The following is a 26,260-nucleotide window of genomic DNA, read 5'->3' as shown; positions in this document are numbered from 1 at the left end:
GCCGCCGTCGCACGCCAGGATGTCCCCGCGAGGCCGGCCGCAGCCGCGGCGCCCGCAGTCGAGTGCTTCATGGGCCAGATCTCCGGGACCCTCGCCAAGCTCGTCGACGCCTTCGTCGAGGTGGTCGCGCCCGTCTTCGGGCGCTTCGTGTCGTCGAGCCGGATTGTCGCCGTCGAGGCCGACGGCGGGCTGGCGCTCTACGCCGTGCGGCGTGGCCGCGCCGAGCCGGTCGGCACCGCCGAGACCGCGGCGGCCAAGGAGATCCGCCGGTTGAAGCGCGCCGGCGGCGCCGCCGTCGAGCTCCGCCTCGCCCCGAAACGCGTCCTGACCCGCACGCTGGAACTGCCGGCCGCCGGCCGCGAATATCTCGAGCCCATCATCGAGCACCGCCTCGAACGGCTGACGCCGTGGCGCCCCGACCGCGTGCTGTTCGGCTACGCCGCCGGCACGACCGCCGGCGAGGGCACCATGACCGTCGAGTTCGCCGCCACCTCGTCCGACCTCGCCGCGCCCGCGGTCGCCCGGCTCGAGGCGCTCGACCTCGCCCCGACCGCGCTCGGTTCGGCCGCCGAGCCGATCGCGACGCCGCTGCGCGTCGACCTCTACCGCGGCCGTCGCGACGTCGGCCGCGTCCGGCTGCGCCGTGGCGTGGTCGTCGCCGTCGCGCTGCTCGGCCTGTCGGGCGTCGGTGCCCTCGCCGCCGGCACGGTGCTGACCGGCCTGTCGGACCAGCGGCTCGCCGAACTCGACAAGCGCCTCCTCACCAAGCGCGCCGTGCTGCGCGCCGCCGCCGGTGCGGGGCGGACGGAGGGCCGCGACAAGGAACTGATCGAGGCGAAGACGCCGGCCACGTCGCTGGTCGTGCTGATCGACCGGCTGTCGCGCGCCGTGCCCGACGACACCTACCTGCGCGAACTCTCGATCGAGGGCCCGAAGGTCCGCCTCGTCGGCTTCTCGGCCGACGCCCCGGCGCTGATCGGCCTGCTCGACGCCGATCCCGGCCTCTCCGACGTCCGCTTCGCCGCCCCGGTCACCCGCACCGACGACGGCCGCGACAGCTTCGACATCGTCGCCGTCCGCGACGTCGGCACGCCCGGCGGCGAAACCGCGGCCGTCGACGGCGCCGCCCCCGCCGCCGGAGGCCTGCCGTGAGCGCCGCCCCGTCCTCCAGCACGCTCCGCCTCGTCGCGGTGGTGGTGTTCCTCGCCCTGCCGGCCGCGGCGCTGGCGACCGGGCTGTTCCAGCTCGTCGCCTGGCGCGAGACCGAGGACCTGATCGCCCGCCAGGAGGCGCTGCTGCGCGATCTCGACGCCCGTCTCGCCCGCACCGGCGCCGACGGCGTCGTCGCCGTCGACACCCGCACGCTCTATCTCGCCGCCGGCAGCCGCCCGCTCGCCGGCGCCGACCTGCAGACCCGGATCGGCAAGGCGATCGCCGACGTCGGCGGCAAGCTGGTCGAAGCGCAGGTGATCGACGACCCCGACCTGCCCCCGGACGCCATCGACCTCAAGGTCACCTTCGACGCCACCAACGGCGGCCTCCTGCGCCTGCTGCACGGCCTCGAGACCGGGCTGCCGCTGATGACGGTCGGCACCGCCGCGGTGCGCGAGCTGCCGAGCCAGGACGGCGCCGGCGCCGAGGACCCGGTGCTGCGCATCGACCTCACCGTGCGCGCCTGGTTCAAGGCGGAGGCCTGAGATGACCCCCGCCCTCCGCTCCGGCCTCCTCTTGGCCTTCCTCGCCGCCGCCCCGGCCGTGGCACAGGACGTCCCGTCCGCCGAGCCGGTCGACGTCGGCACCGCCACCGACGCCGCCGCGGCGGCGACCGCGGCCGGCGCCGACCGCTTCCTCCTCAACAATCTCTCGACGCTCTCGCTCGAAAGCCTCGACGGCTTCCGCGACCGCCCGCTGTTCACCGCCTCCCGGCGCGCCCCGGCGCCGCCGGCGCCCGAGCCGGAACCGCAGCCGCAGCCCGAACCCGAGCCGGAACCCGCGGTGGCACCCGATCCGCCGAACATCCGTCTCGCCGGCGTGCTCGGTAAGGGCGAGGAGACCATCGCCCTCGTCCAGGACCTCGGAACCGGCAAGACCAACCCGGTGCGCGTCGGCGACGCCATCGAGGCCTGGACGGTGGCCGCGATCGATCCGACCGCGCTGCACCTCGCCTACGAGGACCAGGTCTCCGACTACGTGCTGTTCGAGCCCGGCTCGAGCCCCGCATCGCCGGCCGGCGGTGCGCCGGGCGCGATCGACGGCATGAACGATCCCGACGCCCTGCCGCAGTTCGACGCCTCGGGCAACCCGGTCGATCCCGCGCTGAACTTCGACGATCCCGGCGCGGCCGGCTCCAACAACCCCGCACGGCACCGCGACGACGGCTCCGTGCCCGGCGGCGGCGACGTCTCGCCCGACGGGTCGGGCAACCTGCCGCCCGGCTTCGCCCCGCCGCCTCCGGGCGCCCCCGACACCGGCGGCGACGGTGGTGGTGCCTCCAACTTCGGCGGTTCCAACTTTCCGATCGGTCAGCCCTGACCGACGGCGCCGGTGGCGCTGCCGCCGGCTTGACAGCGCCGCGACGCCGCTCCTAGCGTCCGCCCCGCGCGCCGTCGCGGCGTGCGGCAATCGATCGCGGAATCCGAATTCATGAAACTCGAGAACAAGGTGGCCATCGTCACCGGTGGCGCGCGCGGCATCGGCCGGGCGATGGCGGAGGCCTTCGGACGCGAGGGCGCCGTGGTGGTGGTCGCCGACGTGCTCGCCGACGAGGCCGCCGCCACCGCCGCCGCGATCGGCGGCGGCGCGTTCGCCGTCCGTCTCGACGTCACCGACCCCGCCAGCATCGACGCCATGGTCGACACCGTCGTCGCCCGCGCCGGCGGCATCGACGTGCTGGTCAACAACGCCGCCGTCTACGACCTCGCGCCGGTGGTCGAGGTGACGCGCCCCGGCTGGGACAAGCTGTTCGACATCAACGTCAAGGGCCTGTTCTTCACGCTCCAGGCGGTGGCGAGGGCGATGATCGCGCGCGGCCGCGGCGGCAAGATCGTCAACATGTCGAGCCAGGCCGGCCGGCGCGGCGAGCCGCTCGGCGCGGTCTATTGCGCCACCAAGGCGGCGGTGATCTCGCTGACCCAGTCCGCCGGTCTCGACCTGATCCGCCACGGCATCAACGTCAACGCCATCGCCCCCGGCGTGATCGACACGCCGATGTGGGACCACGTCGACGCCCTGTTCGCCGCCCGCGAGGGCCTGCCGATCGGCGCCAAGAAGCGCGAGGTCGGCGCCGCCGTCCCCTACGGCCGCATGGGCCGGCCGGACGACCTCGCCGGCGCCGCCGTGTTCCTCGCCAGCGCCGATTCCGACTACGTCGTCGCCCAGACGCTCAACGTCGACGGCGGGAACTGCATGAACTGACGAGGCAACCTGTTCCGCGCGCAGGGTTGCCGCCCGCCGCCATCCGCGAGATAGTGACGGTCCGGGGGGAAACGGGATCCGGACACCGATGGAGCGGGGGCACCTGCGCGAGCAGGAGATGCTCGATCTCGTCGACCGCGTCTATGCCGCGGCGGCGGATCCGGGCACGTGGAACGACACCCTGCAGGCGCTCGCCGAGGCCTTCGGCGGCGTCGGCGCCACCATGATCCTGCACGCGGTCGACGCGGCCGACGTCGCGGCGGTCAGCCCGGCCCTGCAGGGCGCCGTGCCCGACTACGTGGCGCACTGGTGCCGCCACGACAGCATCGGCGCCGAGGCCTTCCGCAGCCGGCTCAAGGGCGTCTTCTCCGACCTCGACATCTTCTCCACCGAAGCCTTTCGCGCCGATCCCTTCTACCAGGAGTTCCGGCGCGACCACGGCATGCGCCACCTGCTCTGCCTCGTCGCGGCGACCGCCGAGGGCGACCGCCTCACCGTCTCGATCCAGTTCCCGACCGACGTCGACGAGATCGACCGGGCCCGCCGGGTCGACTTCGAGCGGCTGTCGCGCCACCTGTCGCGGGCGATGCTGCTGACGACCCGGCTCGGGGGGCTGGCGACGGCCGGAAACGAACTCGCCGAGGCGCTCGGCCGGCTCGGCTTCGGCGCCGCCGTGCTCGACGGCCGTGGCGCGGTGCTGGTCGCCAACGCCGCCTTCGAACGCCTCGTCGCCGGCCATCTGGCGCTCGCGCGGCCGAAGCCGCGCTTCCGCGTCGCCGCGGTCCAGACCGCCTTCGAGGCCATGGTCGCCGACGCCCTCGCGCGCACCGCGAGCGGCCACCCCGACTTCCTCGCCCTGCCCCGCCCCGACAGCCGGCTGCCGGTCTACCTGCGCGTCGTCCCGCTGCCGCGGGCCGGCGACGACGATCCGCGCCGGCGCCACGCGCTGGTGATGGTCAACGATCCGCTGGAGGGTGGCGGCGGCGTCGCCGCGGCGTTGATGCAGGCCGGCCTGACCGCCGGCGAGGCCCGCGTCGCCGAACTGGTCGGCGGCGGTCTGGTGCCCGCCCGTGCGGCCGAGGAACTGTCCCTCTCCGAGGAGACCGTCCGCACCGTTCTGAAGAAGGTGTTCGCCAAGCTCGACGTCGGCCGCCAGGGCGAGCTGGTGCGCCTCGTCGAGCGGATCACACCGCTGTTCAGGCTCTGACGCTGAACGTCGAGCCAGCGTTTCGCCGGACTGTTCACGCCCGTCGAACGGCGTTTCCACCGGGCGAGATCTCCCGCCCCGCGCGGGCGCGGGCTATCCGGGAAGGGACGCTGCCGGTTCCGGCGCCTCCGACGGAGGCGCATCCGGCCCCGCGAAGGGACGAGACCCCATGGACACCGCGCCGCACACCGCCGCCGCCATCGACGCCGCCACCGCCGTCGGCCCCGTCGCCCTGACCGTGCGCGACCGCGCCCGCGTCGCGGCCTGGTACCGCGACGTGCTCGGCATGGTCCCGCTCGCCGAGGATGGGCGCGCCGTCGTGCTCGGCGCCGCCGACGGCACGCCGCTCGTCACCCTGGTCGGCGCGCCCGACGCCCCGCTCGCCGGACGCCGCGCGCCCGGCCTCTACCACGTCGCGATCCTGCTGCCCGCGCGCGCCGACCTCGGCCGCTGGCTGCGCCACACCGCCGCCGTCGGCGCGCGCCTGCAGGGCGCCTCCGACCACCTCGTCTCCGAGGCGACCTATCTCGCCGACCCCGAGGGTAACGGCATCGAGGTCTACCGCGACCGTCCCCGCGCCGAGTGGCCCCGGCGCGACGGCCGGATCCACATGGACAATTCGCCCTTCGACATCGCCGGCGTGCTCGCCGACGGCGACGCCGTCGGCCGGCGCTTCGACGGCCTGCCGGCCGGCACCGTGGTCGGCCACGTCCACCTCAAGGTCGCCGACGTCGCGGCGACGCGCCGCTTCTACGTCGACACCCTCGGCTTCGAGGCGACCGAGGAGGGCTATCCGTCCGCGCTGTTCGTCGCGGCCGGCGGCTACCACCACCACTTCGGCCTCAACGCCTGGGAGAGCGCCGGCGGCACCCGCGTGGCCGGCGCGACCGGCCTTCGCCACGCCACCGTCACCATGGCGCCGGCCGCGCGCGCGGCCCATGCCGCCCGCCTCGCCGCCGCCGGCCTCGGCGCGGACGCCGGTCCCGCGACCGCCGCGGTCGACCCCTCCGGCAACCGGCTGCTCTTCGTCGACCGCCCGATCGACGCCGCGACCGCCCTCGCGCTCGCCGACGCGTGATCCCCTTTCCCCTCCCCGGGGCCGCTCCCGCGGCCTCGCCTTGAAGTCCCGGGAGGGGCTCGCCATATTCGCGTCGTGCCCCTCGGGGCCGGCCGGACGCCGCCAGGGTCCGGCGCAACGTCAAGGTCGCTTCCCGAGCGAGGACTTTGATCGATGACGCGTTTGACAACTTTCCAGAGCCCGTTCCTGCTGGGCTTCGACGACATCGAGCGGGCGCTCGACCGGGTGGCCAAGGCCACCAACGACGGTTATCCGCCCTACAACATCGAGCGCATCCCCGGCGACGGCGCCGGCGACGTGATCCGCATCACCCTCGCGGTGGCCGGCTTCACCCGCGACCAGCTCGACGTCTCGGTGGAGGAGAACCAGCTGATCATCCGCGGCCGTCAGGTCGAGGACAAGGCGCGGCACTTCCTCCACCGCGGCATCGCCGCGCGGCAGTTCCAGCGCACCTTCGTGCTGGCCGAGGGCATCGAGATCAAGGGCGCGGACCTCAAGGACGGCCTGCTCTCGATCGACCTCACCCGCCCGCAGCCCGAGCGGATCGTCCGCAAGATCGAGATCTCCGCCCGCGACTGACGGCGGTCCGAAGGTCCGATCCCCGCGGCGGAACCGTCGCACCGCACGGCCCGTTCCCTCTCGTGGGCGGGGCGGACACCCGAACGTCAACATCCACGTAAGCGTTCCGACCGTAAGATCGGAATGCGTTCCCGTCGGGCGCACGGCGACATGCTCGCCGCGGGCCCGGCACCCGCCCACGCCGGCCGAAAGACCGGCGCGCGACGGACCACCGACCGGACAGTCCAGCGGTTCCCGGCCACGTCACGGCGGGACCCCGAGGAGGTGCGTCATGAACGACCAGGAGCATCACCACCACGCCGAGCGGGCGATCATGCCCGACGCGGCCTTCTTGCAGCTAGGCGACGGCAAGGTCGCCTACATCCGCAAGATCGATTCCGACGACGTCGGTTCGCTGTTCCCCGGCGCGCCGCATCTCGCCCCCGGCCTGAAGCTGTGGGCACTGCTCGCCGCCGACGGCACGCCGATCATGCTGACCGACAGCCGCGAGGCCGCGCTCGCCAACGCCCAGGAAGCCGACCTCACCACGGTGAGCGTGCACTGAGCCCCGTCCGGACCGCCGGCCCGCCGCCGGCGGTCGGCCACGAACTCAGCCGGTCGTCCGGAGCACCTCTTCCATCGAGGTGACGCCGAGGCCGGACTTCATAAGGCCGTCCTCCAGCATCGAGGTCATGCCGCCCGCACGCGCGATCTCCAGGATCTTCTGCGGATCCGGCTCGTGGCGGATGTGGTGGCGCAGCTCGCCGTCGACGCGCATCGCCTCGAAGATGCCGACGCGGCCGCGGTAGCCGGTGTGGCCGCAGGCCTCGCAGCCGACCGGTCCGTGGAACACCCAGGACGGATCCATCCGGAACCCGCGCGTCTCGGCGAGTCCCTCGGCGATGTCGGCCTCGCGCGCGTCGGGCCGCTTGCAGCGCTCGCACAGCCGCCGCACCAAGCGCTGGCCGAGCACGCCGCGCAGCGTCGAGGCGATCAGGTAGGGCTCGACGCCCATGTCGGCGAGGCGGATCACCGCGTCGGCGGCGGTGTTGGTGTGCAGCGTCGTCAGCACCAGATGCCCGGTCAGCGCCGCCTGGATGCCGATGCTGGCGGTCTCGCCGTCGCGCATCTCGCCGACCATGATCACGTCCGGGTCGTGGCGCAGGAACGAGCGCAGCGCCGCCGCGAAGGTCAGGCCGATCTGGGCGCGGATCTGGGTCTGGTGGATGCCCGGCAGCTGGTACTCGATCGGGTCCTCGACCGTGATGATCTTGCGGGTCGGGTCGTTCAGCATCGACATCGCCGTGGCGAGCGTCGTCGTCTTGCCCGAGCCGGTCGGGCCGGTGACGATGACGATGCCGTGCGGCTCCTCGATCAGACTCTCGAAGATGCGCTGGTCCGCCTCGGTCATGCCGATGCGGCCGAGTTCGAGCAGGCGGGTGTCCTTGAGCAGGATGCGCAGCACCGCCGTCTCGCCGTAGAGCGTCGGCGCGATCGCGACGCGCAGGTCGGCCTCCTGGTTGCCGATCCGGATGTTGGCGCGGCCGTCCTGCGGCAGACGGCGCTCGGCGATGTCGAGCGAGGCGAGGATCTTGATGCGCGAGATGATCGCCGGCGCCAGATGCTTCGGGAAGCTCTGGTCGGGCCGGAGATAGCCGTCGACGCGGAAGCGGACCCGGAGGTTGTCGCGCCCGGTCTCGACGTGGATGTCGGTGGCGCCCGCCTCGAGCGCGCGCTCCAGCATCTGGTCGATCGTCCGCACGATCGGGGCGCCGCGGGCGAGGTCCTGCAGCGCCTCGACGCTGTCCGACAGGGCGACCGCCGCCTCGCCCTCGCCGGCGTCGGCGAGATCGGGCTCGACGGCCGGCTCCTCGGCGCCGGCGCGCTCGAACAGGAGGTCGACCTCGTCGAAGGTGACGACGACCAGCTCCGCCTCGCCGCCGAGGGCGAGCCGCACCGCCTCGACCGGCTCGCGCCGGGCCGGGTCGGCGACGGCGAGCACGGCGCGGCCGTCCTGCGAGAACGGGAAGATCGCGGCCTCGCGCAGATAGCGCCGCGACAGGTCCTGGAAGGCCGGCGGACGCTGCGACAGCTCCGCGAAACTCGCCCGCCTCAGACCGTGGAACTCGGCCGCCGCGTCGGCGAGTTCGGCGCCGGTGGCGACGCCGGAGCGCCAGAGTGATTCGAGGTCGGCGCGGTCCGCGCGCGGACCGGAGGCGTCGTTGAGGATGCCGCGGTCGCGCAGGAAGGTGATGAAGCCGCCGTCCCGAACCGGACTCTCGATCGCCGCCATGCCCCGCCCGCCTCCTCGAGACCGCCCCGAACCCGCGGCGGAACGCGCCCCGGCGCCCACCGTCCCGTAGAGATAGACGGCACCCGGGGTCGACGCAAATCGACCCCGCCGCCACCCCGTCGGGGGTCGATGCGATGCGTCCGCGACGACACACATGTTGAAAAACGGTGAAGCTCCGGGACATATCGGACGGGAGCGGAGCAATATGGCCGGAAGGACCCATCCGTCCGGTGTATCGTTCGCGCGCCGTGGATCCGGGCGCAGTCGTCGGATCGCCTGAGGGGCACCGTTCGTTATGTGGGCATTGCGGCTCCTGCTCGTGATCGTCGGCCTCGCAGGGGTCGTCTCGTGCGCCAGCCTCGACAGCGAGCCGGACAGCCGCGGCTCGGTGTTCGAGGGCGGCGTGTTCGGCGACCTGCGTGCCCGCAAGCCCAAGCCCTCCGCCAGGGAGCCGCAGGGCCTGATCCCCGTCGGGGGCGGCGGCTCCGGCCGTTCGCAGATCTTCGGACCCGGCGCCTATGCCGCCGACGGCACCGCCGCGGCCGGCGCCCGCACCGGCGCGGCGACGGACCCCGCGGCGGGCGAGGCCACCGGCGCCTCGCAGCCCGACGCCTACCGCCTCAACTTCGACAACGCCGAGATCCGCGACGTGGTTCACGCCGTGCTCGGCGAGGCGCTCGGCCTCAACTACACCATCTCGCCCGACGTCGCCGGCACCACCTCGATCTCCTCGGCGCGCCCCGTGAGCCGAAACGAGCTGCTGTCGACGCTCGAGACCGTACTCTCCAGCCAGGGCTTCTCGCTGACGAAGTCCGGCGGCGTCTACCGGGTCGGCCCGCTGCTGCCGGCGGCCGGCGCCGTCGACGTCGGCCGCCGCTCCAGCCCCGGCTACGGCGTCTCGATCGTGCCGCTGCGCTTCGTCTCGGTGCAGGCGATCTCGCGACTGCTCGGCGGCTTCGTCACCGACGCCGAGAGCCTGCGGATCGACCGGACCAAGAACGCCCTCGTCATCTCCGGCCCCGGGCCGAAGCGCGAGGAGGTGGTGCAGACCGTGCTGTCCTTCGACGAGGACTGGATGGCGAACCAGTCGGTCGCCATCCTCGAGCTGAAGCGGGCCCAGCCTGACGCGATCGTCTCCGAGCTCGAGCGCGTCTTCGACAGCGGCGCCAACGGCAACGCCAACGGCGCGATCCAGTTCAAGCCGATCAAGCGCCTGCGCGCCGTGCTGGCGGTGTCGTCGAACCAGACCCTGATCCGCCGCGCCGAGACCTGGGTCCGCCGGCTCGACCAGGAGAACGCCGACGGCGAGGGCAACGTCTTCATCTACCGGGCGAAGTACCGCGATTCCAAGGAACTGGCCAAGATCGTCGGCACCCTGTTCGGCATCTCGGCCGACACCTCGCTGTCGACCGGAGGCCAGCAGGGCACGTCCGGCGGCGGCAGTGGCACCTCGGGCTCGGGCTCGACGACCGGCTCGCCGATCTCCGGTAGCTCCACCGCCGGGGGCACCGACCCGACGCAGTCGACCGATCCGAGCCAGACCGGCGAGACCCCGATCGACAACGTCACCGGCGCCGGCGAGGACAGCGGGGGCGGCGACCAGTCGGGCACCTCTGCCTCCGATTCGGCCTCGCCCGACGTGATCGACCTCACCCGTCAGGGCAACGAGGGCGCGAACACGGCCGTGCGCATCAGCGCCGACCCCACCAACAACTCGGTGGTCGTGTTCGCCGACGGCGACACCTTCCGGAAGATCCAGGCGACCCTGCGCGAACTCGACGTGCCGCCGCTCCAGGTCGCGATCCAGGCGACCATCGCCGAGGTCAAGCTCAACACCACGCTGCAATACGGCGTGAAGTATTACTTCCAGTCGGGCGACGCCGGCGTCAACTTCCAGAACTCCGAGGCCTCGACGCTGACCCGCACGCTGCCGGGCTTCAACTTCCTGCTCGGCGCCGCCTCCGATCCCGACATGATCATCTCGGCGCTCGACAAGGTCACCGACGTCGAAATCCTGTCGTCGCCCTCGCTGGTGGTGATGGAGAATCAGACCGCCAACCTCCAGGTCGGCAACTCGGTACCGATCCAGGTGTCCCAGCGCACCAGCAACGACACCTCGAACGCGGTCACGGTCAACGAGATCGAGTACCGCAACACCGGCATCATCCTGAAGGTGACGCCGCGGATCGGCGACAACGGCGCCGTCACGATGAGCATCGACCAGGAGATATCGAACGTCGCCGACCAGTCCAACAAGCTCGGTCCGACCTTCTCGCAGCGCAAGGTGTCCTCGCGCATCTCGGTGGTCTCCGGCCAGACCGTGGTGCTCGCCGGCCTGATCACCTCGTCCAAGGACAACGGCCGCACCGGCCTGCCGCTCGTCAACCGGATCCCGATCCTGCGCGACGCCGCCGGCGACACCTCCAAGAAGGGCGAGCGCACCGAACTCGTCGTCCTGATCAAGCCGGTCGTCATCCACGACGGCGAGGACGCCCAGACCGTCGCCGAGGACCTGCGCTCGCGGCTGTGGTCGATCGGCCAGCGCGAACGGCAGAGCCCCTGAGATGGCGGACGGCGCCGGCCTCCGCGACCTCGTCGGCGCGACGCTGGCGGCGCTCGCCGCCGTCGCGGTCGTCCTTGCCGCCGGCGGCGGCCGCGAGGCGGTCGCGGTCGCGGCGGTGGTCGCGCTCACCGCCTGGGTCGCGGTCGAGGACGCCGCGAGCTTCACCATCCCCGACGGCGCCGTCGTCGGCCTCGCCCTGGTCGGCGCCGCCGTCCGCCTCGCCGACGCCCGCGCCTTCGGCCTGCCGCTCGCCGACGAGGCGCTGCGCGCCGCGGTCGAGGTCGCCCTCACCGGCGGCGCGCTCTGGCTGGTGCGCGAGATCTTCTACCGCCGCCGCGGCTTCGACGGCCTCGGCTTCGGCGACGTCAAGCTCGGCGCCGCCGGCGGCGTCCTGGTCGGCGCGCCCGGCTTCGCCGCCGCCCTCGCTGCCGCCAGCGCGGCCGGCGTCGCCGTCCTCCTCGTCCGCCACGGCCGTTCGCAGAGCCTGCGCGCCGAGAAGCTCGCCTTCGGCACCCTGCTGGCGCCCGCCCTCGCCCTGGTGTTCGCGCTCGCCCGCCTCGCCCCCGACGTGCTGCCGGGAGGGCTCGCGCCGTGACCCATTTCGCCTACAAGGCCATCAACGCCTCGGGCCGCATGCTCGCCGGCGTCATGGAGGCCGGCAGCCGCGCCGAGGTGCTGGAGAATCTCGAGCGCGCCGGCTTCACGCCGATCTCCGCCGACGAGACCCGGCCGGCGAGCACCGGCGGCTGGCGCGAGCTCGTGACGCCGGAGCCGAAGTCCGAGGACATCACCGGCTTCACCCTCGACCTCGCGATGCTGCTCAAGGGCGGCGTGACGCTGGACGAGGCGCTGGTGATCCTGTCGCAGATGGAATCCCGGCGCTGGCTCGCCAAGCTGATCCGTACGCTCCACGCCGAGCTCACCGGCGGCAAGAGCCTCAGCCAGGTGCTGGCGCAGCACCCGAAGCTGTTCCCGCCGATCTACGTCAAGACCGTCGAGGTCGCCGAGACCACCGGCCGCCTCGAGGAGGCGCTGACCGGCATCGCCCGCGAGCGCCAGCGCGTCGAACTCCTGCGCAAGCGCTTCTTCTCGTCGATCTCCTATCCCCTGTTCCTGGTGGTGGCGGCGAGCGGCGTACTGGTCTTCGTGCTCGCCTACATCATCCCGCAGTTCGAGAAGGCGATCGCCGGCTTCCGCGACAAGCTCGACCCGTCGGCGCTCAGGGTGTTCGAGCTGTCGCGGATCTTCCGAGAGAACCTCGACATGATCGGCGCCGGCGCGATCGGGCTGCTGATCCTGTTCGTGGTGATCGGCCGGCTCGGCCGCGGCGGCTCGCTCTGGATCACGCTGCTCGCGCGGATGCCGGTGACGCGGACCGTAATCACCTACGACATCACGCTGACCTTCTGCCGGACCCTGGCCATCCTCGTGCGCAACGGCGTCGACATCTCCACCTCGCTCCGCCTGATCCGCGGCGTCGTGCGCCTGCCGGCGGCGGGCGCCGAGATCGACAAGGTGATCGCCGACGTCCGCCAGGGCAAGCGGCTGTCGGAATCGCTGGCGAAACGGAACCTCCTGCCCGGCCACGTCGTGCAGATGATCCGGGTCGGCGAGGAATCCGGCAACCTCGCCGACAGCGCCGACCGCATCGGCGGCTTCTACGAAGCCAAGTTGGACACGGCCCTCGGCCGTGTTACTGCCATCATCGGGCCTGCTATGATGATCGGCGTCAGCCTGCTCGTCGCCTGGCTGATCATCTCCGTGATGACGGCGCTCATCAGCATCAACGACCTCCTGGTATAGGCAATCATGGATCGACCCGCGCTCCGCCGTTCCCTCGAGACGTACCGCGCCCGACGCGACCGCAAGGGCGGCTTCACCCTGGTCGAGCTCCTGGTCGTGCTCGTCATCCTCAGCCTCGTCATGGGCCTCGTCGGCCCGCGGGTCCTGAGCTACCTGTCGTCGTCGCGCTCGCGCGCCGCCAAGCTGCAGATCGAGTCCTTCGCCGGTGCGCTCGACCTGTTCTTCCTCGACAACGGCCGCTATCCCACCTCCTCGGAGGGCCTCGGCGCCCTGATCAAGCGGCCGCCGTCGGCCGACAAGTGGGGCGGTCCCTACCTGCAGCAGGACGCGGTGCCGCTCGATCCCTGGGGCAACGCCTACGAATACCGCGTGCCCGGCACCAAGGCGCCCTACGTGATCGTGTCCTACGGCGCCGACGGCAAGAAGGGCGGAACCGATGACGGGGCCGACGTCTCCAACGAGTGACCGCGCCCGCCCGGGGCACCGGCGCGGCCGCCGCGCCGGCTTCACCCTGATCGAGCTGTCGCTCACCCTCGCGATCCTCGGCCTCGTCGCGGCGCTCGCCCTGCCCAAGGTGATGCCGGTGCGCACCGCGACGGACCTGCGCGTGCGCGCCTATCAGGTCGCGGCGACCATGCGCGCCGACCGCAACGCCGCCGACCGGACCGACCGGCCGGTGGTCACCGCCGTCGACGTCGGCGCCCGCCTCGTCCGCTCCGGCACCACCGGCGCGGTCATCGCGCTGCCGGACGACGTGGTGTTCCGCTTCGACGGCCGCCCGGCCGGCGTCGTCTTCTCCCCGGACGGCCGCTCCAGCGGCGGCCTCATGGTGATCGGCCGCGGCAAGTCCGGCTACGGCGTCCGCGTCGATCCGATCACCTCCGCCGTCACCATGGTCGAGGTGAAGCTGTGACCGGGACCGCGCCGCGCGGGCGCCGCGACGGCTTCACGCTGATCGAGGTGCTCGCGGCCTTCGTCGTGCTCTCGCTCGTCGCCGTCGTGCTGACCCGCGGCCTCGTCTCGGCCCGTTACGGCACCGCGTCGGTGAACGAGACCCTCGCCGCCGAGAAGGTGGTGCGCAGCCTGCTCGAGGGGCCGATCCCCGCCGCCCTCGCGAGGCCCGGCCGCAAAACCGGCCGCGCCGGCGACTATCCCTGGGTCATGACCAGCGAGGCGGTCGGCCTCGCCCTGCCGAAGCCCGGCGACGGTGCCCCGCCCGCCTTCGTGCCGGTCCGCCTCACCGTCGAGGTGTCGATGCCGCGCGGCCGCCGGCTGGCGGTCGAGACCGTCCGCCTCGTCAAGGCGCCGGCGTCGTGACCGGCCGGCGCCCCGCCCGCGGCGCCCCCCGCGCCGGCTTCGTGCTCGTCGAGGCGCTGGCGACGCTGGCGATCGGCGCCTTCGTCGTCGCCGGGCTGGCCGGCCTGATCACCGTGGTGATCCGGCTCGGCGACCGCACCGCCGCCGACCTCGAGCGCCGCGAGACCATCGGCCGTGCCGTCGCCGGCCTTGAGCGCGAGATCCGGGGCATGAGCCGGGGCCGCTTCGCCGGCGAGCGCCACGGCGACTTCCTGTTCGCCGGCGGGTCCGACCGCCTGCTCTTCACCCTCGACCGGCCCGACGCCACCGGCCTCCTCGCCACCGCGGCCGTCGCCTACCGGGCCGGCGTCGTCGAAGACCGCGCGGTGCTGCTGCGCACCGAAGCACCCGTGCGGCCCGACCTCGACGACGCCCGCACCCTCGTCTTCCCGGCGCCGGTGCGGCTCTACCAGGGCGATCTCAGGGTCGCCTTCGCCTATTTCGCGGCGCAGGCCGACGGCAGCGGCGAGGTGCTGACCGACGACTGGACCAAGCCCGGCAAGCTGCCGGCGGCGATCCGGATCGCCCTGACCGACCGCGCCGGCACTCTCGTCGACAGCGTCCGCGTGCCGATCCTGGTCGACGCCGAACCCGGCTGCGCCGTCGAGGGCAAAGGCTTCTGCAGCCTCGCCGACCAGCAGCGCCAGGGCGAGGGCGCCGCGCCCCAGGGCGAGCCGGGCGCTCGCCCGAACCGCAACCGCAACGGCCCGGCGGCGGCGAGGGTGCGATGACCGGACGCGCGCCCCGAGCCGGCTTCGTGCTGGCCTCCGTCCTCGGCGTCCTGGTGCTGTTCGCCGGGCTCGTCGGCGCGATCACCCTGCTGGTGCGCTCCGGCGTCGACGACGCCCGCCTCGCCGTCGACGACCTCGAGGCGGACGCCCTCGTCCGCGCCGGCCTCGAACTCGCCGGCTACCAGCTGTTCGTGCTGAAGACCCCCGCCGCCGGCCTCGCCGGCCAGCAGATCCGGCTCGACGCGGGCACGGTGACGCTGTCGGTGCTGGCCGAGAGCGCCCGCATCGACCTCAACGGTTCGGATCCCAAGCTGATCGCCGCGGCCTGGCTTGCCGCCGGCCGCAAGACCTTGCGGCCGGAGCAGTTCGCCGCCCGCGTCGCCGACTGGCGCGACGCCGACGGCGACGTCGGCGAGGGCGGCGGCGCCGAGGCCGCGGACTACGACGCCGCCGGCGTCGGCTGGCGGCCGCGCAACGACGGCTTCCGCTCGGTCGACGAGCTGCGCTGGGTGCTCGGCGTCGGCGCCGACGACGTCCGCGCGCTCCGGCCCTATTTCACCGTCGCCAACCCCGCCGGCACGATAGACCTCTACGACGCCCCCGAGGCGGTGCTGCGGGCGCTGCCGGGCCTGTCGTCGAGCGCGGTCGGCCGCCTCGTGAAGCTCCGGCAGAAGCGCTCCGACGAGACCTCGGAGGCGTTGAAGAAGCTCGTCGGCGAAGCGGCGCAGGCCCTGGCGACCACCGATCCGCCGGTCGCCTACCGCATCGGCCTGAAGGTGGCGTCCGGCCGCGGCGTCGCGCGCGACGTCGAGGTGGTGATCACGGCCGATTCCACCGGCACGGCGCCCTATCGCGTGATCGAGTGGCGAGGCTGACGTCGTGTGATCGCATGGTCCGGCGCCGGAGATGATCCGGCCGGCGGCGGCCGATCAGGCCGACGGCGCCGCCCCGCGCAGCGTCGCCTCGACGCGCAGCACCCGGCGGGTGAGGGAAGCGGAGGCGACGAGGCCGGGCACGGCGACCACGGCCATCAGCACGTAGGTCGCGGTCTCGCCGAGGCCGAGCAGGCCGGCGATCGCCCAGGCGAAGGCGAACACCGCACCCAGCATCTCGGTGACGATCAGCAGCGTGGCGCCGACCGCGGACATCACCGCGTCGGTCTTGCTGTAGGTGCCCTCGTCGGGAATGCGGTTGGTGACCATGGTCGCCTCGTTTCGTCCGGCCGGCATCAACGCCGCGCCGGCACGCCTTGTCAAGCGGATCCGCCGGTTCGGTCCGGCGATCGTTCGAAGCTGCAATTCATCCTTCCCCTCAGGGGAAGGTGGCCCGAAGGGCCGGAAGGGGTCGCCTTTGCGGGTCGGACCAAGCGCGATTTGATCGAGGGGAGCCTCGTTCCATCCAAAACGCGCCCGCGGAACGGAAAAAGGGGCGACCCCTCCCCCTCGCTGCGCTCGGACCCTCCCCTGGAGGGGAGGGATGAAAGGCGGTTTCGAGCGGTTGTCCTGGCCGCCTTCGTCCGGCCTGTGCGTTTTCGCACCGCGGCCGGGCCGCGTCCCGGGCATCGATGGTCCCACGAAACGCCGCGCCGCGCGGCCGAGCGAAGGACCAGCCCCCATGACCATGATCGTCGAGACCCTGCCCCGCCGCACCTTCTCCCGCCGCCTCGCCGAGGCTCTGGTCCGCACCGGCCTCGTCGGCGCCAGCCGCGCCGAGACCGTCGCGGCCCTCCGCCGCTTCGCCCCCGTGCCGGCGATCCGCCGCTTCGCCCCCGCCGGCCATTCCGTCGGCTGCGCCGGCGCCGCCGCGCCCTTCGCCGACCCGCTGCTCTGAGGCCGGGTCGGAGGCGGCCGCCACGCGGGACGCGACGAGCGTTCACCAATCGGCGATTCGCCCCCTTCCCCGCCCGCCGGGGCGGCCCTAAAGCTGGTGATCGAAACAAATCCTTAAGGATTTTGCGAGGGTCCGGGCCGCGATGGCTCCGGTTCGGGGGGATGGCGAGATGACGGACAGGGCTCCGCTCGGGGCGCGGCTGCGCTACGCGTTCGACAAGACCATGGCGGCCGGCCCGATCGCGCTGATCGGCTGGCTCGGCGTGCTGTCGCTGGCGGTGGTGCTGGTCGCCGGCGCGTTCCTGGCCGTCACGGCGATCGCGCCCGAGGGCGGCGAGGCGCTGAGCTTCGGCGAGGGCTCCTGGGAGGCGCTGATGCGCACCCTCGACAGCGGCACCATGGGCGGCGACGCCGGCTGGGGCTTCCGCTGGGTGATGCTGCTGGTCACGCTCGCCGGCATCTTCATCGTCTCGGCGCTGATCGGCGTCCTGTCCTCCGGCCTCGAGGGCAAGCTCGACGAGTTGCGCAAGGGCCGCTCGAAGGTGCTGGAGCGCGACCACACCGTCATCCTCAACTGGTCGCCGTCGATCTTCGACGTCATCTCCGAGCTCGTGATCGCCAACGAGAGCCGCAAGCGGCCGCGCATCGTCGTGATGGCCGACCGCGACAAGGTCGAGATGGAGGACGAGATCGCCGACAAGATCCCGGACCTGCGCAACACCCGCGTCATCTGCCGCTCGGGCGATCCCACCGACCTCTACGACCTCGCCATCGTCAACCCGCAGACCTCGCGGGCGGTCGTGGTGCTGTCGCCCGAGGGCGAGGATCCCGACAGCCGGGTGATCAAGACCGTGCTCGCCCTCACCAACGACCCGGCGCGGCGGCCGGAGCCCTACCGCATCGCCGCCGAGATCCGCGACCTCGCCAAGGCCGACCTCGCCCGCGTCGTCGGCGGCGACGAGCTGCAGCTGGTGCTGGCCGACGACCTGATCTCGCGCATCGTCGTCCATTCCAGCCGGCAGACCGGCCTCTCCGCGGTCTATTCCGAGCTGCTCGACTTCGACGGCTGCGAGATCTACGTGGTCGAACAGCCCGACCTCGTCGGCCGCCGCTTCGGCGACGCGCTGTCCGCCTTCGACGACTGCGTCCCGATCGGCCTGTCGGTCGGCGGCGCCATCGAGCTCAACCCGCCGATGGAGACCGTGATCGGGCGCGGCGACAAGGTGATCGTGATCGCCGAGGACGACGACGCGATCCGCATCAAGCCGCCGGCGCGCGCGCCCGACGAGGCCGCCATTCGCCCGGCGGTCGAACGGCCGCGCCTGCCCGAGCGCGCCCTGCTGCTCGGCTGGAACCGCCGCGCCCCGATCATCGCCCGCGAGCTGTCGCGCTACGTCGCCCCCGGCTCGGTGCTGACCGTCGTCGCCGACGTGCCGGACCTCGAGGAGCGCGTCGGCGCGGTCGAGCTGGTCGGCTCCAACCTCCGCCTCGAATACTGCGTCGCCGACACCACCAGCCGCACCGTGCTCGACGGCTTCGACGTGCCGTCCTACGACCACGTCCTGGTGCTCGGCTACATCGAGACGCTCGCCGCCCAGGCCGCCGACACCCGCACGCTGGTGACGCTGCTGCACCTGCGCAAGATCGCCGAGGCCGCCGGCCGCCACGTCTCGGTGGTCAGCGAAATGGTCGACGTCCGCAACCGCGTCCTCGCCGAGGTCAGCCGGGCCGACGACTTCGTCGTCAGCAACAAGCTGGTCAGCTTGATGCTGGCCCAGGCGGCGGAGAACGAGGCGATGTCGGCGATCTTCGCCGGCCTGCTCGACGAGGCGGGCTCGGAGATCTACCTCCGGCCGATGTCGGACTACGTCGCGCTCGACCGCCCGGTCGACTTTCACACCGTCACCGCCGCCGCCCGCGCCCGCGGCGAGGTCGCGCTCGGCTGGCGCCGCCGCCGCTCCGGCGAGACCGACGCGCGCAACATGGGCGGCGTCGTGATCAACCCGGCCAAGTCCACCGCCGTCGCCTTCGAGGAGGCCGACCGCGTCGTCGTGCTCGGCCGCGACGGCTGACCAAGGCCCGCCGACGCGCGTCGCCGGCCGCGCGACTTCACGGCCGCGGGCCGCGTTCTTGACGAATCCTTCACCCTGTGTGGCGAACCTCGGCGGATCGTTCCGCCGGGGATTTCAGATGTTCCACAGGACCTTTCTCGCCGCCGCCCTCCTCGCCCTCGCCGCCGCGCCGGCTACCGCCGCCTCCTGCGGCAACGACGCCGCCGGCTTCCCGGCCTGGCTCGACGCCTTCCAGGGCGAGGCGGTCGCCGCCGGCATCGCGCCCGGCGTCGCCGCGTCGGCCCTCGGCGGCCTCTCCTACTCCAAGGAGGTGATCCGCCTGGACCGCGGCCAGAAGGGCACCTTCAAGGTCGACTTCGCCACCTTCGCCGCCAAGCGCGTCACCAAGGGTCGCCTCGTCGCCGGCAAGAAGATGCTGCGCACCCACGCCGACCTGCTCGCCGGCATCGAGCGCCGCTACGGCGTCCAGCCCGAGGTGCTGGTGGCGATCTGGGGCATGGAGACCGACTACGGCGCCGTCCGCGGCAAGATGCCCGTGATCCGCTCGCTGGCGACGCTCGCCTACGACTGCCGCCGCTCCGACTTCTTCCGCAACGAACTCCTGTCGGCGCTGACGATCATCCAGCGCGGCGACAAGTCGCCGGCCGACCTCGTCGGCGCCTGGGCCGGCGAGATCGGCCAGACCCAGTTCCTCGCCTCGAATTACCTGAAATACAGCGTCGACTACGACGGCAACGGCCGCCGCGACCTGATCCGCTCGGTGCCGGACGTGCTGGCCTCGACCGCCAACCTGCTGAAGTCGCACGGCTGGTCGGCCGGCGCAGACTACGCGCCCGGCGGCGGCAACTTCCCGGTGCTCGCCGCCTGGAACAAGTCCGACAACTACCAGCGTGCCATCGCGCTGATGGCCGGCAAGCTCCTGGAGTGAGACCCCCGGGGCCGGGACCCCGGCGCGCGCACCGTGGCGAGCGCACGAGGTCCCGACCCGTCGGGACCTCGTGGGACGGATATCATACCGAGCTCGCGACGCTCCGACCCATGGTCGGAGCGTCGCGGGCGAGAAGCGCCCGACCGGGCGCCGGCCGAAAGGCCGCAAGGTCCCGACCCGTCGGGACCTCGCAGGACGCGCATCATTCGGCCGCCGCGGCGGGCGGGGTCTTCTTGGCCGCCTTGGCCGCGGCCGCCGTCTTGCCGCCGGCCGTCTCCGCCTCGGCGGCGTCCGCCTCGGCCTCTTCGGCCTCGGCCGCCAGCGCGGCCGCCTCGGCCTCGGCCTCCAGCGTCGTCACCGCGTCCCAGGCGGCGTCGAGGTCGACGTCGAGCAGGAACTCGGTGAGGTCGACCGGTCGATCGACGAGCTTGGCGTCCGCGACGAGGCCGAAACCGCGCCGGCGCACGCGCTCGGCGGGGGCGCCCATGTCGAACACCACCGGCGGAATGCCTGTCTTGAAGGCGAGCGACAGCGCGTAGCAGAAGGTCTCCGGCCAGATGCTGGGGATCAGCAACAGGTCCGGCTGCACCAGCTTCAGGAGCTTGACCGCGCCGGCGTCGCCCTCGTAGTGGCCGCTGATGGTCACGCCGAGGTCGGACAGTTCCTTGTCGGAGCTGGTGTAGCCGACGACGCAGTAACCGACGTCGCGCTTGCGGGTGCGGGCGTCGCGGGCGAGCGCCATCAGCACGTCGGCGCCCTTGTGCGGGCCGATCGCGCCGACCACCGCCACCACCAGCGACGAACGCTTGCGCACGCGCTTGACCTGGGCGTCGGCGTCGAGCAGCGGCTCCTCGTGCGGCTCGACGACGAAGTCGATCTCCGGGAAGCGCTTCTTCTGGATCGCCGCGCTCGCCTCGGACGGCACCACGGCGCGGGCGGCCCCGCCGAGGAAGGTCCGGTAGGTGGCGACGCGCTCGGCCGGGTCGACGGCGTCGCGCACGAAGGGATCCGGCACCTGCAGGCAGGACCGGCAGGCGTCGATGCCCGGCACGCCGCAGTGACGGCCGTCGATCCGCACCAGGTTGAAGCGGTGGCAGAACGAGCCGAAGTCGTGGCCGACGTAGGTGTAGGGCGCGCCGCTGCCGCGGATCGCGTCGAGCACGAAGGAATGCGAATTCCAGTCGAGGCCGGCGACGCTGTTGAACTCGATCCCCGCCGGCTCGAGGAAGCGCAGGAAGTCGCGGAACAGCTGCTTGTCGAAGCGCAGGTCGACGCCGCGCGCGTTCGGCAGGAACATGTCGACGCCCGGCGGCAGGTCGATCACCAGCTGCTGCAGGCCGGTGACGCGCAGGACGAGGTAGTTCTCCTCCTCGACGTCGTCGCGCTTCAGCCGCTCGTCGATGTAGGTCTTGATGCCGCCGCCCCAGTCGTGGGTGACCAGCAGCAGGCAGCCGCGGAAGCGCTCGGCGACGCGGCCGAGGTCGAGGCGCTTGCGCGCGAACACGCTCGGATCGCCGCCGATGTAGCGGTGCACCAGCATCGGATAGTCCGGGTGCTTGCGGATCAGCGCCTTCTGCCCGGCCTCGTATTCCGCCGCCTTGCTGGCGCCGAACGAGATCGAGCCGACGTGGAAGCAGAAGATGTCGGTGGCCAGCACGTTGCGCCAGCCGGCGCCGGCGAGCCGGCGGCAGAGGTCGTTCTCCTCGCCGTAGCCCTTGGCGAAGGCCTCGATGTCGAGCGGGCCGACTTCGTCGAGGGCGGTGCGGCGCACGTACATGCAGAAGCCGACGCCGGTCGGCACGTCGACGACGATGCCCTTGTTGACCTTCGCCGCGATGGCGTCGATCTCCTCGATCGTCACCTCGAGCGGGATGATGTTGTCGGCGTCGGTGCGCGGATAGCTGCAGATGGTGGCGTTGTTCGACAAGGGCGTGATCGAGCCGATGTCCGGCTCGCGGTCGGCGTGCGCCGTCATGCGGTCGAACCAGCCCGGCATCACCTCGGCGTCCGAGTTCAGCAGCACGATGTCGAAGCCGGCGGCGATCTCGATGCCGCGGTTGCAGGTGCCGACGAAGCCGAGGTTCTTCTCGTTCTCGTAATACTCGAACAGACCCTCGGCCGCGAGTTCGCGCAGCTCGGCGGTGAGGTCGGGATCGGGGCTGCAGTCGTTGATCACGAGCAGGGCGTAGGGCACCTCGCCGCGGCAGCGCAGCACCGCGTGGATCGAGGCGAGCGTCTCGTCGCGGCCCTTGTAGACCGGGATCAGCACCACGCCACGGCAGATCGGCGAGATCTTGGCCGGCTCCACCGTCTTCCAGGCGGCCTTGCGCGGCGCGATCATCTCGTGCCAGACGCCCTCGCCGCCCGGGTTGGTCTTGAGGCCGAGGCGGCGGCCCTTGGCGACGTAGTGCAGGAACGGATTCTCGCCCGGCGCCATCAGCTGGCGGTAGGCCTCGAGGTACCACGTGGTGTCGAAGGTGGCGTTCGGGTTGCGCCGCTCCTTCCAGCCCCAGGCGATGAAGTGGTTGAACGGATCGGCGCCCGACGCGCCGACGTCCTGGTAGCGCGACACGTAGAACTTCGCGTCGAACTCCTTGTAGATGTCGTCGACCACCGACCCGACGCCCGCCGGCAGACCGAGCAGCGCCGCGATCTCGCGATCGGCGTCGGCGTTGCGGTCCAGGCGGAACGCGGTCATGTAGGAGACCACCGCCTGCTCGGGGCGGCCCGAGATCTTCAGGGCGTGGCCGAGCTGCAGGTGGGTGTCGGCGAGGTTTTCCAGCGCCAGCGCCGACTGGTAGCAGCCGATCGCCTGATCGACGCGGCCGAGTTCCTTCTCGCAGTGACCGGCCTGGACCCAGATGTGCGCCATCGACGGATCCTGGGCGAGCGCCTTGCGGTAGGCATCGAGCGCCGGGGCCCACTGCTTGCGCGCGTTGAAGCGGTCGCCGGTCCGCACGAGGTCGCGGACGGAAGGGGGCCGGACGATTTCACCGAAGATCCTGCGCAATGAATACACGGGCCGATTATCCGATCTCGTTGTCAAAACCGGGGGTCACGACCGGTCGCCCGGCCGCCGCCCCATGCTGCGATGCGATGCTACAAAAGCGGAAAGGCCGCGACATGTCCATCCAGGGTAAAAAAAACATCATGCCCGCGCCGGCGCCGACCGGGACGTCGCCGGCGCGGAAATCCGCCACGGCGCGGCGCTCGCGGAGCGGGCGAGATGGGCGGCGAGCACGGCGGCCGAGGGCGGGCGGACCAGCCTGAACGGCATGAGGTCCATGACCCACCAGGGGTTCGCGAACGGATCGCGGGCGAGCGCCTCCGGCCAGCGCGCCGCCATCACCGCGCGTTCCGCGGCGTTGCGCGCCATCCGCTCGGGGCTCTCGTGCTCGTGGCCGCGGCTCTTCGATTCGTGGTGCACGAGGCGGATCGACGGCGTCTCGACCACGGCGAGCCCGCGGGCGCGCAGCGCGAAGCAGAGGTCGACGTCGCTCCAGGCGATCGGCAGCGCCACGGCGTCGAAGCCGCCGACCGCCTCGAAGTCTGCCCGCCGAAGGGCGAGGAACGCGCCGGTCACCGCCGCGACCGCCCGTGTCGCCAGATACCGGCCGTCGGGACCCGCGGCGTCGCCGGCCTCGTGGACGCCGTCGTGGATCATGCCGTCGCCGCGCCAGCCGGCGAGGAAGCCGGCGTGCTGCACCGTGCCGTCGGGATAGACCATTCGGACGCCGACCGCCCCGATCTCCGGCCGCGCCAGCAGCCCGCGCAGCACGTCGTCCCAGCCGGTCGTCAGCATCCGCATGTCGTCGTTGGCGAACACCAGCAGCGGCGCGTCGGTCGTCGCCGCGGCGCGGTTGTTGAGATGCGACCAGTTGAAGGGCTCCGGCGCGGCGATCACCCGCACGCCCGACCGGGCGAGATCGTCCAGCAGCGCCCGCGTCTCCGTGAGGACGCCGCCGTTGTCGACGACGACGAGGTCGAGCGCGTCCGCCGCCGCCGCGGTGGCGCGCAGACTGGCGACGAAGGTGCCGAGGTCGCCCGGATTGTCGCGGCTCGGCACGATCACGGCGATGCGCGCGCGCTCCGCCGGCGCGGACGCGGGCATGGCCGGAACCGCGGCCGGCGGGTCCGCTCTCGGTGGATCCGGCCGCCGCGCCTCCGCGAACAGCGGCCACGCCACGTGGGCGAGCCCGGGTCCGAGCGTCGCGGCGCGGGCGACGGCGAGGCGGAGCGCGTCCGGTCCCGCGTCCGCGCCGAGTTCGGCGAGCGCGGCGGCGACGGCCGCGGGACGGGCGAGCACGCTGCCGGGATCGACGGTCCGCTCGGCGGCGGCGAAGCGGTCGGGCAGGCCGCGCAGCTGCGGCACCGGGCCGTCGGCGCCGTCGATCTCGGCGTCGGCGACGACCGCCGGTGCGCCGGTCGCGGCCAGGGCGTCGGCGAGCCGGGCGAGCGCGTCCCGGGCCGGCAGCGCGCCCGGCGCCGGCAGCAGCACCGGGCCGTCCGCGGATGTCGCCAGCCGGACGGCCACGGCCGGCGCCGCGTCGGCGGACGCCGCGTGCCAGACGATCCGCGGTTCGGCGACGGCGACCCGCGCCACCGCCGCGGCGAGGTCGGGGTCGTCGCCGACGATCGCGAGCCGCCAGTCCGTGCCTTCGCTCGCCGCCACCGCCGCCGTCAGCCGGTGCAGCCGGCCGAGGCCGTAGGCGGCGGCGAGCGCGACGACCGTGACCACCGTCCCCGCCGGTGCCGGCACGAGCGGCGCCGGGTGCCGGAAGCCGTCGCGGGCGAGCGGCCACAGCCCCACCGGCAGGCCGGTCTCGGCCTCGAGTTCCGGCCGTTCGGCCGCGATCTCGGCGAGGCGGGCACGGAGGTGCGCCGCCTCCTCGGCGAGGGCGGTCGCCCGCGCGAGTTCCCCGTTGGCGTCGCGCCGCATGTACCAGCTCTCCTGATGGCGGGGGTCGGTGGTGCCGGCGAGCCAGCGGAAGGCGCCGTCGTGCCAGGGCGCGGCCGCGGCGGCGTCCTCGAAGGCGGCGATCGCCGCGGCGCGCCGGCCGGTCACCAGATGCAGGCGGCCGAGCTGCAGCCGCGGCTCGGCGGCGCCCGGCGCCAGCGCCGCGGCGCGGCGGAAGGCGTCCTCGGCGCCGGCGAAGTCGCGGCCGTCGAGCAGCATGTTGCCGAGCTGGACCAGGAAGATGCCGTGGGCAGGCGCGGCCGCGACGATCTTCCGGTAGGCCAGCGCCGCCTCCTCGCGCCGGCCGGCGTCGCGCAGGGCGTCGGCGTGACGGGTGAAGGCGGCCATCTCGGCCCCGAGCTGGCGGGCGCCCCGCATCAGCTCCATGTCGTCGCGCCGGCGTTGCAGGTCGGCGCGGGCGGGCGATAGCGCGAGGGCGGCGGCGAGCACGTCGGCGGAGGCGGCGTAGCGGCCGCAGCGGCGCTCGCGCTCGGCGAGACGGACCAGGAGCTCGACGTCGCCGGGGGCGAGCGCCGCCGCCGCCCGTGCGGCGTCGGCGGCCCGGCGGTAGAGGGCCGAGGCGTGCAGGTCGCCGGCGAGCGCGCCGAAGCGCTCCGGCGTCGGCACGACGAGGGCCGAAAGGCCCGCGGGGAGCACGGCGAGCGGGCGGAGACGCGCGCGCCGGAGCGCCGCCGCTGCGCCGTCCGCCACCCGCGCCACCCTGCCGCGCCACCCGTCCACGTCCCTCGCCATCGTCGCCGCAGCTCCCCGCCAGACCGTGAGGATGTCTAGTACGACGACGCCCCGCCCGCCATGGGGCGGTGCCGTTTTGCGGTGCACTCGCGCGACGGGCCCGGACATGCTAGTTTTCCGGGCAGACGCGCGTCCGGACCGGCCGCGCGGCCGGGGTCGACGTCATTTCGGGAGGCAAGCGCGTGAGCGGAACGGGCGAAGGCGAAGGCGCGATGCTGGTGCGGCTGAACCGGGTTCGGCCCGGCGGCGAGCGCGCCGCGGGTCCGGCGGCCGGCGGGGCCGCGGCCGGCGCGGCCGCTCCCGCACGTGGTGCCGGCGCCGGCCAGGGCGCGGGCCCCGCCCGCCGACCCGCCGCCGCCGTTCCCGCCGTCGCCCCCGACGGCCCCGCCGTCCCGGGTCCGGCGAGCCCCACCGCCCCGGCCGTCCCGAACCGCCGCGTCCCCCTGCCCCAGAAGCAGACCGGCCGCGGCGGCCTGCGCCTTGCCGGCCGCAACCCCTCCCTCGACCGCCTCCTCGCCGCCAGCCGGCCCCGCGTCTCCGGCTCCGCCCTCTCCTTCCTCCTGATGGTCGCCCTCCCGACCGTCGTCGCCGCCCTCTACTTCGCCTTCGTCGCCTCCCCCCAGTACGTCTCCGAGTTCCGCTTCGCCGTCCGCGCCCAGGACGCCATCCCCCAGGACTCCCTCTCCGCCGCAACCGCCGTCAGCCCGATCTCCGTCCT

General features: G+C 73.2%; 23 protein-coding genes and 1 pseudogene. 20 read left to right on the top strand and 4 right to left on the bottom strand.

The features are described from left to right. Window positions 1–69 precede the first annotated feature (69 nt). From EDD54_RS21480 to EDD54_RS21445, 8 genes are all read left to right on the top strand, one after another. The gene (locus EDD54_RS21480) at window positions 70–1,152 is read left to right on the top strand and encodes a PilN domain-containing protein (protein ID WP_126540636.1); all 1,083 of its coding nucleotides are present in this window, start codon (window positions 70–72) and stop codon (window positions 1,150–1,152) included. Further along, window positions 1,149–1,697: a type II secretion system protein GspM gene (gene gspM, locus EDD54_RS21475; protein ID WP_126540635.1), complete on the top strand. Its 549-nt coding sequence runs from the start codon at window positions 1,149–1,151 to the stop codon at window positions 1,695–1,697. The genes EDD54_RS21480 and gspM overlap by 4 nt, the downstream gene beginning before the upstream one ends. A gap of 1 nt (window position 1,698) precedes the next feature. Next, window positions 1,699–2,532, top strand: a complete 834-nt coding sequence (locus tag EDD54_RS23295; protein WP_126540634.1) for a hypothetical protein — start codon at window positions 1,699–1,701, stop codon at window positions 2,530–2,532. Window positions 2,533–2,643: 111 nt separating this feature from the next. After that, complete coding sequence (locus EDD54_RS21465; RefSeq protein ID WP_126540633.1) at window positions 2,644–3,414, top strand: L-iditol 2-dehydrogenase; 771 nt, start codon at window positions 2,644–2,646, stop codon at window positions 3,412–3,414. Between the two features lie 88 nt (window positions 3,415–3,502). Next, entirely contained in the window at window positions 3,503–4,621 is a 1,119-nt protein-coding gene (locus EDD54_RS21460) for a helix-turn-helix transcriptional regulator (RefSeq protein WP_126540632.1), read from the top strand. Window positions 4,622–4,790: 169 nt separating this feature from the next. Further along, a complete protein-coding gene (locus EDD54_RS21455; RefSeq protein WP_126540631.1) occupies window positions 4,791–5,699 on the top strand; it encodes a VOC family protein in 909 nt (302 codons plus the stop codon). A gap of 153 nt (window positions 5,700–5,852) precedes the next feature. After that, complete coding sequence (locus EDD54_RS21450) at window positions 5,853–6,278, top strand: Hsp20 family protein (protein WP_126540630.1); 426 nt, start codon at window positions 5,853–5,855, stop codon at window positions 6,276–6,278. Window positions 6,279–6,591: 313 nt separating this feature from the next. Further along, window positions 6,592–6,822, top strand: coding sequence for a BQ00720 family protein (locus tag EDD54_RS21445; protein ID WP_126541894.1), 231 nt, complete (start codon window positions 6,592–6,594; stop codon window positions 6,820–6,822). Between the two features lie 45 nt (window positions 6,823–6,867). Here EDD54_RS21445 and EDD54_RS21440 read toward each other — a convergent pair whose 3' ends face one another. Beyond that, entirely contained in the window at window positions 6,868–8,550 is a 1,683-nt protein-coding gene (locus EDD54_RS21440; protein WP_126540629.1) for a GspE/PulE family protein, read from the bottom strand. A gap of 304 nt (window positions 8,551–8,854) precedes the next feature. On the opposite strand from EDD54_RS21440, the gene gspD reads away from it, so the two are divergent. From gspD to EDD54_RS21400, 8 genes are read left to right on the top strand one after another with little or no spacing between them, the layout of a single operon-like run. Continuing rightward, on the top strand, window positions 8,855–11,113 hold the full coding sequence (gene gspD, locus EDD54_RS21435; RefSeq protein ID WP_166653477.1) for a type II secretion system secretin GspD: 2,259 nt from the start codon (window positions 8,855–8,857) through the stop codon (window positions 11,111–11,113). Between the two features lies 1 nt (window position 11,114). After that, window positions 11,115–11,708 carry a prepilin peptidase gene (locus EDD54_RS21430; protein WP_126540627.1) on the top strand — a complete coding sequence of 198 codons (594 nt, stop codon included), beginning with the start codon at window positions 11,115–11,117 and terminating at the stop codon, window positions 11,706–11,708. Next, complete coding sequence (locus EDD54_RS21425; protein ID WP_245515852.1) at window positions 11,705–12,916, top strand: type II secretion system F family protein; 1,212 nt, start codon at window positions 11,705–11,707, stop codon at window positions 12,914–12,916. The genes EDD54_RS21430 and EDD54_RS21425 overlap by 4 nt, the downstream gene beginning before the upstream one ends. Before the next feature lie 6 nt (window positions 12,917–12,922). Continuing rightward, window positions 12,923–13,381 carry a type II secretion system major pseudopilin GspG gene (gene gspG, locus EDD54_RS21420; protein ID WP_126540626.1) on the top strand — a complete coding sequence of 153 codons (459 nt, stop codon included), beginning with the start codon at window positions 12,923–12,925 and terminating at the stop codon, window positions 13,379–13,381. Next, window positions 13,353–13,829, top strand: coding sequence for a pilus assembly FimT family protein (locus tag EDD54_RS21415; RefSeq protein WP_126540625.1), 477 nt, complete (start codon window positions 13,353–13,355; stop codon window positions 13,827–13,829). Before gspG ends, EDD54_RS21415 begins: the two co-directional genes overlap by 29 nt. Further along, complete coding sequence (locus EDD54_RS21410; RefSeq protein WP_126540624.1) at window positions 13,826–14,233, top strand: prepilin-type N-terminal cleavage/methylation domain-containing protein; 408 nt, start codon at window positions 13,826–13,828, stop codon at window positions 14,231–14,233. The genes EDD54_RS21415 and EDD54_RS21410 overlap by 4 nt, the downstream gene beginning before the upstream one ends. Further along, window positions 14,230–15,003, top strand: a complete 774-nt coding sequence (locus tag EDD54_RS21405; protein WP_126540623.1) for a PulJ/GspJ family protein — start codon at window positions 14,230–14,232, stop codon at window positions 15,001–15,003. The genes EDD54_RS21410 and EDD54_RS21405 overlap by 4 nt, the downstream gene beginning before the upstream one ends. Beyond that, the gene (locus EDD54_RS21400; protein WP_126540622.1) at window positions 15,000–15,878 is read left to right on the top strand and encodes a type II secretion system minor pseudopilin; all 879 of its coding nucleotides are present in this window, start codon (window positions 15,000–15,002) and stop codon (window positions 15,876–15,878) included. The genes EDD54_RS21405 and EDD54_RS21400 overlap by 4 nt, the downstream gene beginning before the upstream one ends. Window positions 15,879–15,932: 54 nt before the next feature. On the opposite strand, the gene EDD54_RS21395 is transcribed toward EDD54_RS21400, so the two are convergent. Next, window positions 15,933–16,205 carry a hypothetical protein gene (locus tag EDD54_RS21395; protein ID WP_126540621.1) on the bottom strand — a complete coding sequence of 91 codons (273 nt, stop codon included), beginning with the start codon at window positions 16,203–16,205 and terminating at the stop codon, window positions 15,933–15,935. A 412-nt stretch (window positions 16,206–16,617) separates the two neighbouring features. Between EDD54_RS21395 and EDD54_RS21390 the strand changes: the two genes are divergently transcribed. From EDD54_RS21390 to EDD54_RS21380, 3 genes are all read left to right on the top strand, one after another. Beyond that, window positions 16,618–16,833 (top strand): hypothetical protein, encoded by a 216-nt coding sequence (locus EDD54_RS21390; RefSeq protein WP_126540620.1) that lies wholly within the window; start codon window positions 16,618–16,620, stop codon window positions 16,831–16,833. Between the two features lie 169 nt (window positions 16,834–17,002). Then, window positions 17,003–18,904, top strand: a complete 1,902-nt coding sequence (locus EDD54_RS21385) for a CASTOR/POLLUX-related putative ion channel (protein WP_126540619.1) — start codon at window positions 17,003–17,005, stop codon at window positions 18,902–18,904. A gap of 118 nt (window positions 18,905–19,022) precedes the next feature. Continuing rightward, a complete protein-coding gene (locus EDD54_RS21380; protein ID WP_126540618.1) occupies window positions 19,023–19,832 on the top strand; it encodes a lytic murein transglycosylase in 810 nt (269 codons plus the stop codon). Window positions 19,833–20,034: 202 nt separating this feature from the next. Here EDD54_RS21380 and EDD54_RS21375 read toward each other — a convergent pair whose 3' ends face one another. Both EDD54_RS21375 and EDD54_RS21370 read right to left on the bottom strand, forming a co-directional pair. Continuing rightward, the gene (locus EDD54_RS21375; RefSeq protein WP_126540617.1) at window positions 20,035–22,851 is read right to left on the bottom strand and encodes a glycosyltransferase; all 2,817 of its coding nucleotides are present in this window, start codon (window positions 22,849–22,851) and stop codon (window positions 20,035–20,037) included. 129 nt (window positions 22,852–22,980) lie between these two features. Continuing rightward, window positions 22,981–25,542 (bottom strand): glycosyltransferase, encoded by a 2,562-nt coding sequence (locus EDD54_RS21370; RefSeq protein WP_166653476.1) that lies wholly within the window; start codon window positions 25,540–25,542, stop codon window positions 22,981–22,983. A gap of 182 nt (window positions 25,543–25,724) precedes the next feature. Between EDD54_RS21370 and EDD54_RS21365 the strand changes: the two are divergent. Continuing rightward, window positions 25,725–26,260 (top strand): annotated as a pseudogene (locus tag EDD54_RS21365) (hypothetical protein); the annotation flags it as partial.

Source organism: Oharaeibacter diazotrophicus, assembly GCF_004362745.1.
Taxonomy (GTDB): Bacteria; Pseudomonadota; Alphaproteobacteria; order Rhizobiales; family Pleomorphomonadaceae; genus Oharaeibacter; species Oharaeibacter diazotrophicus.
Note: the sequence above shows the minus strand (reverse complement) of the source record. Positions and strands in the feature narration are given on the sequence as shown.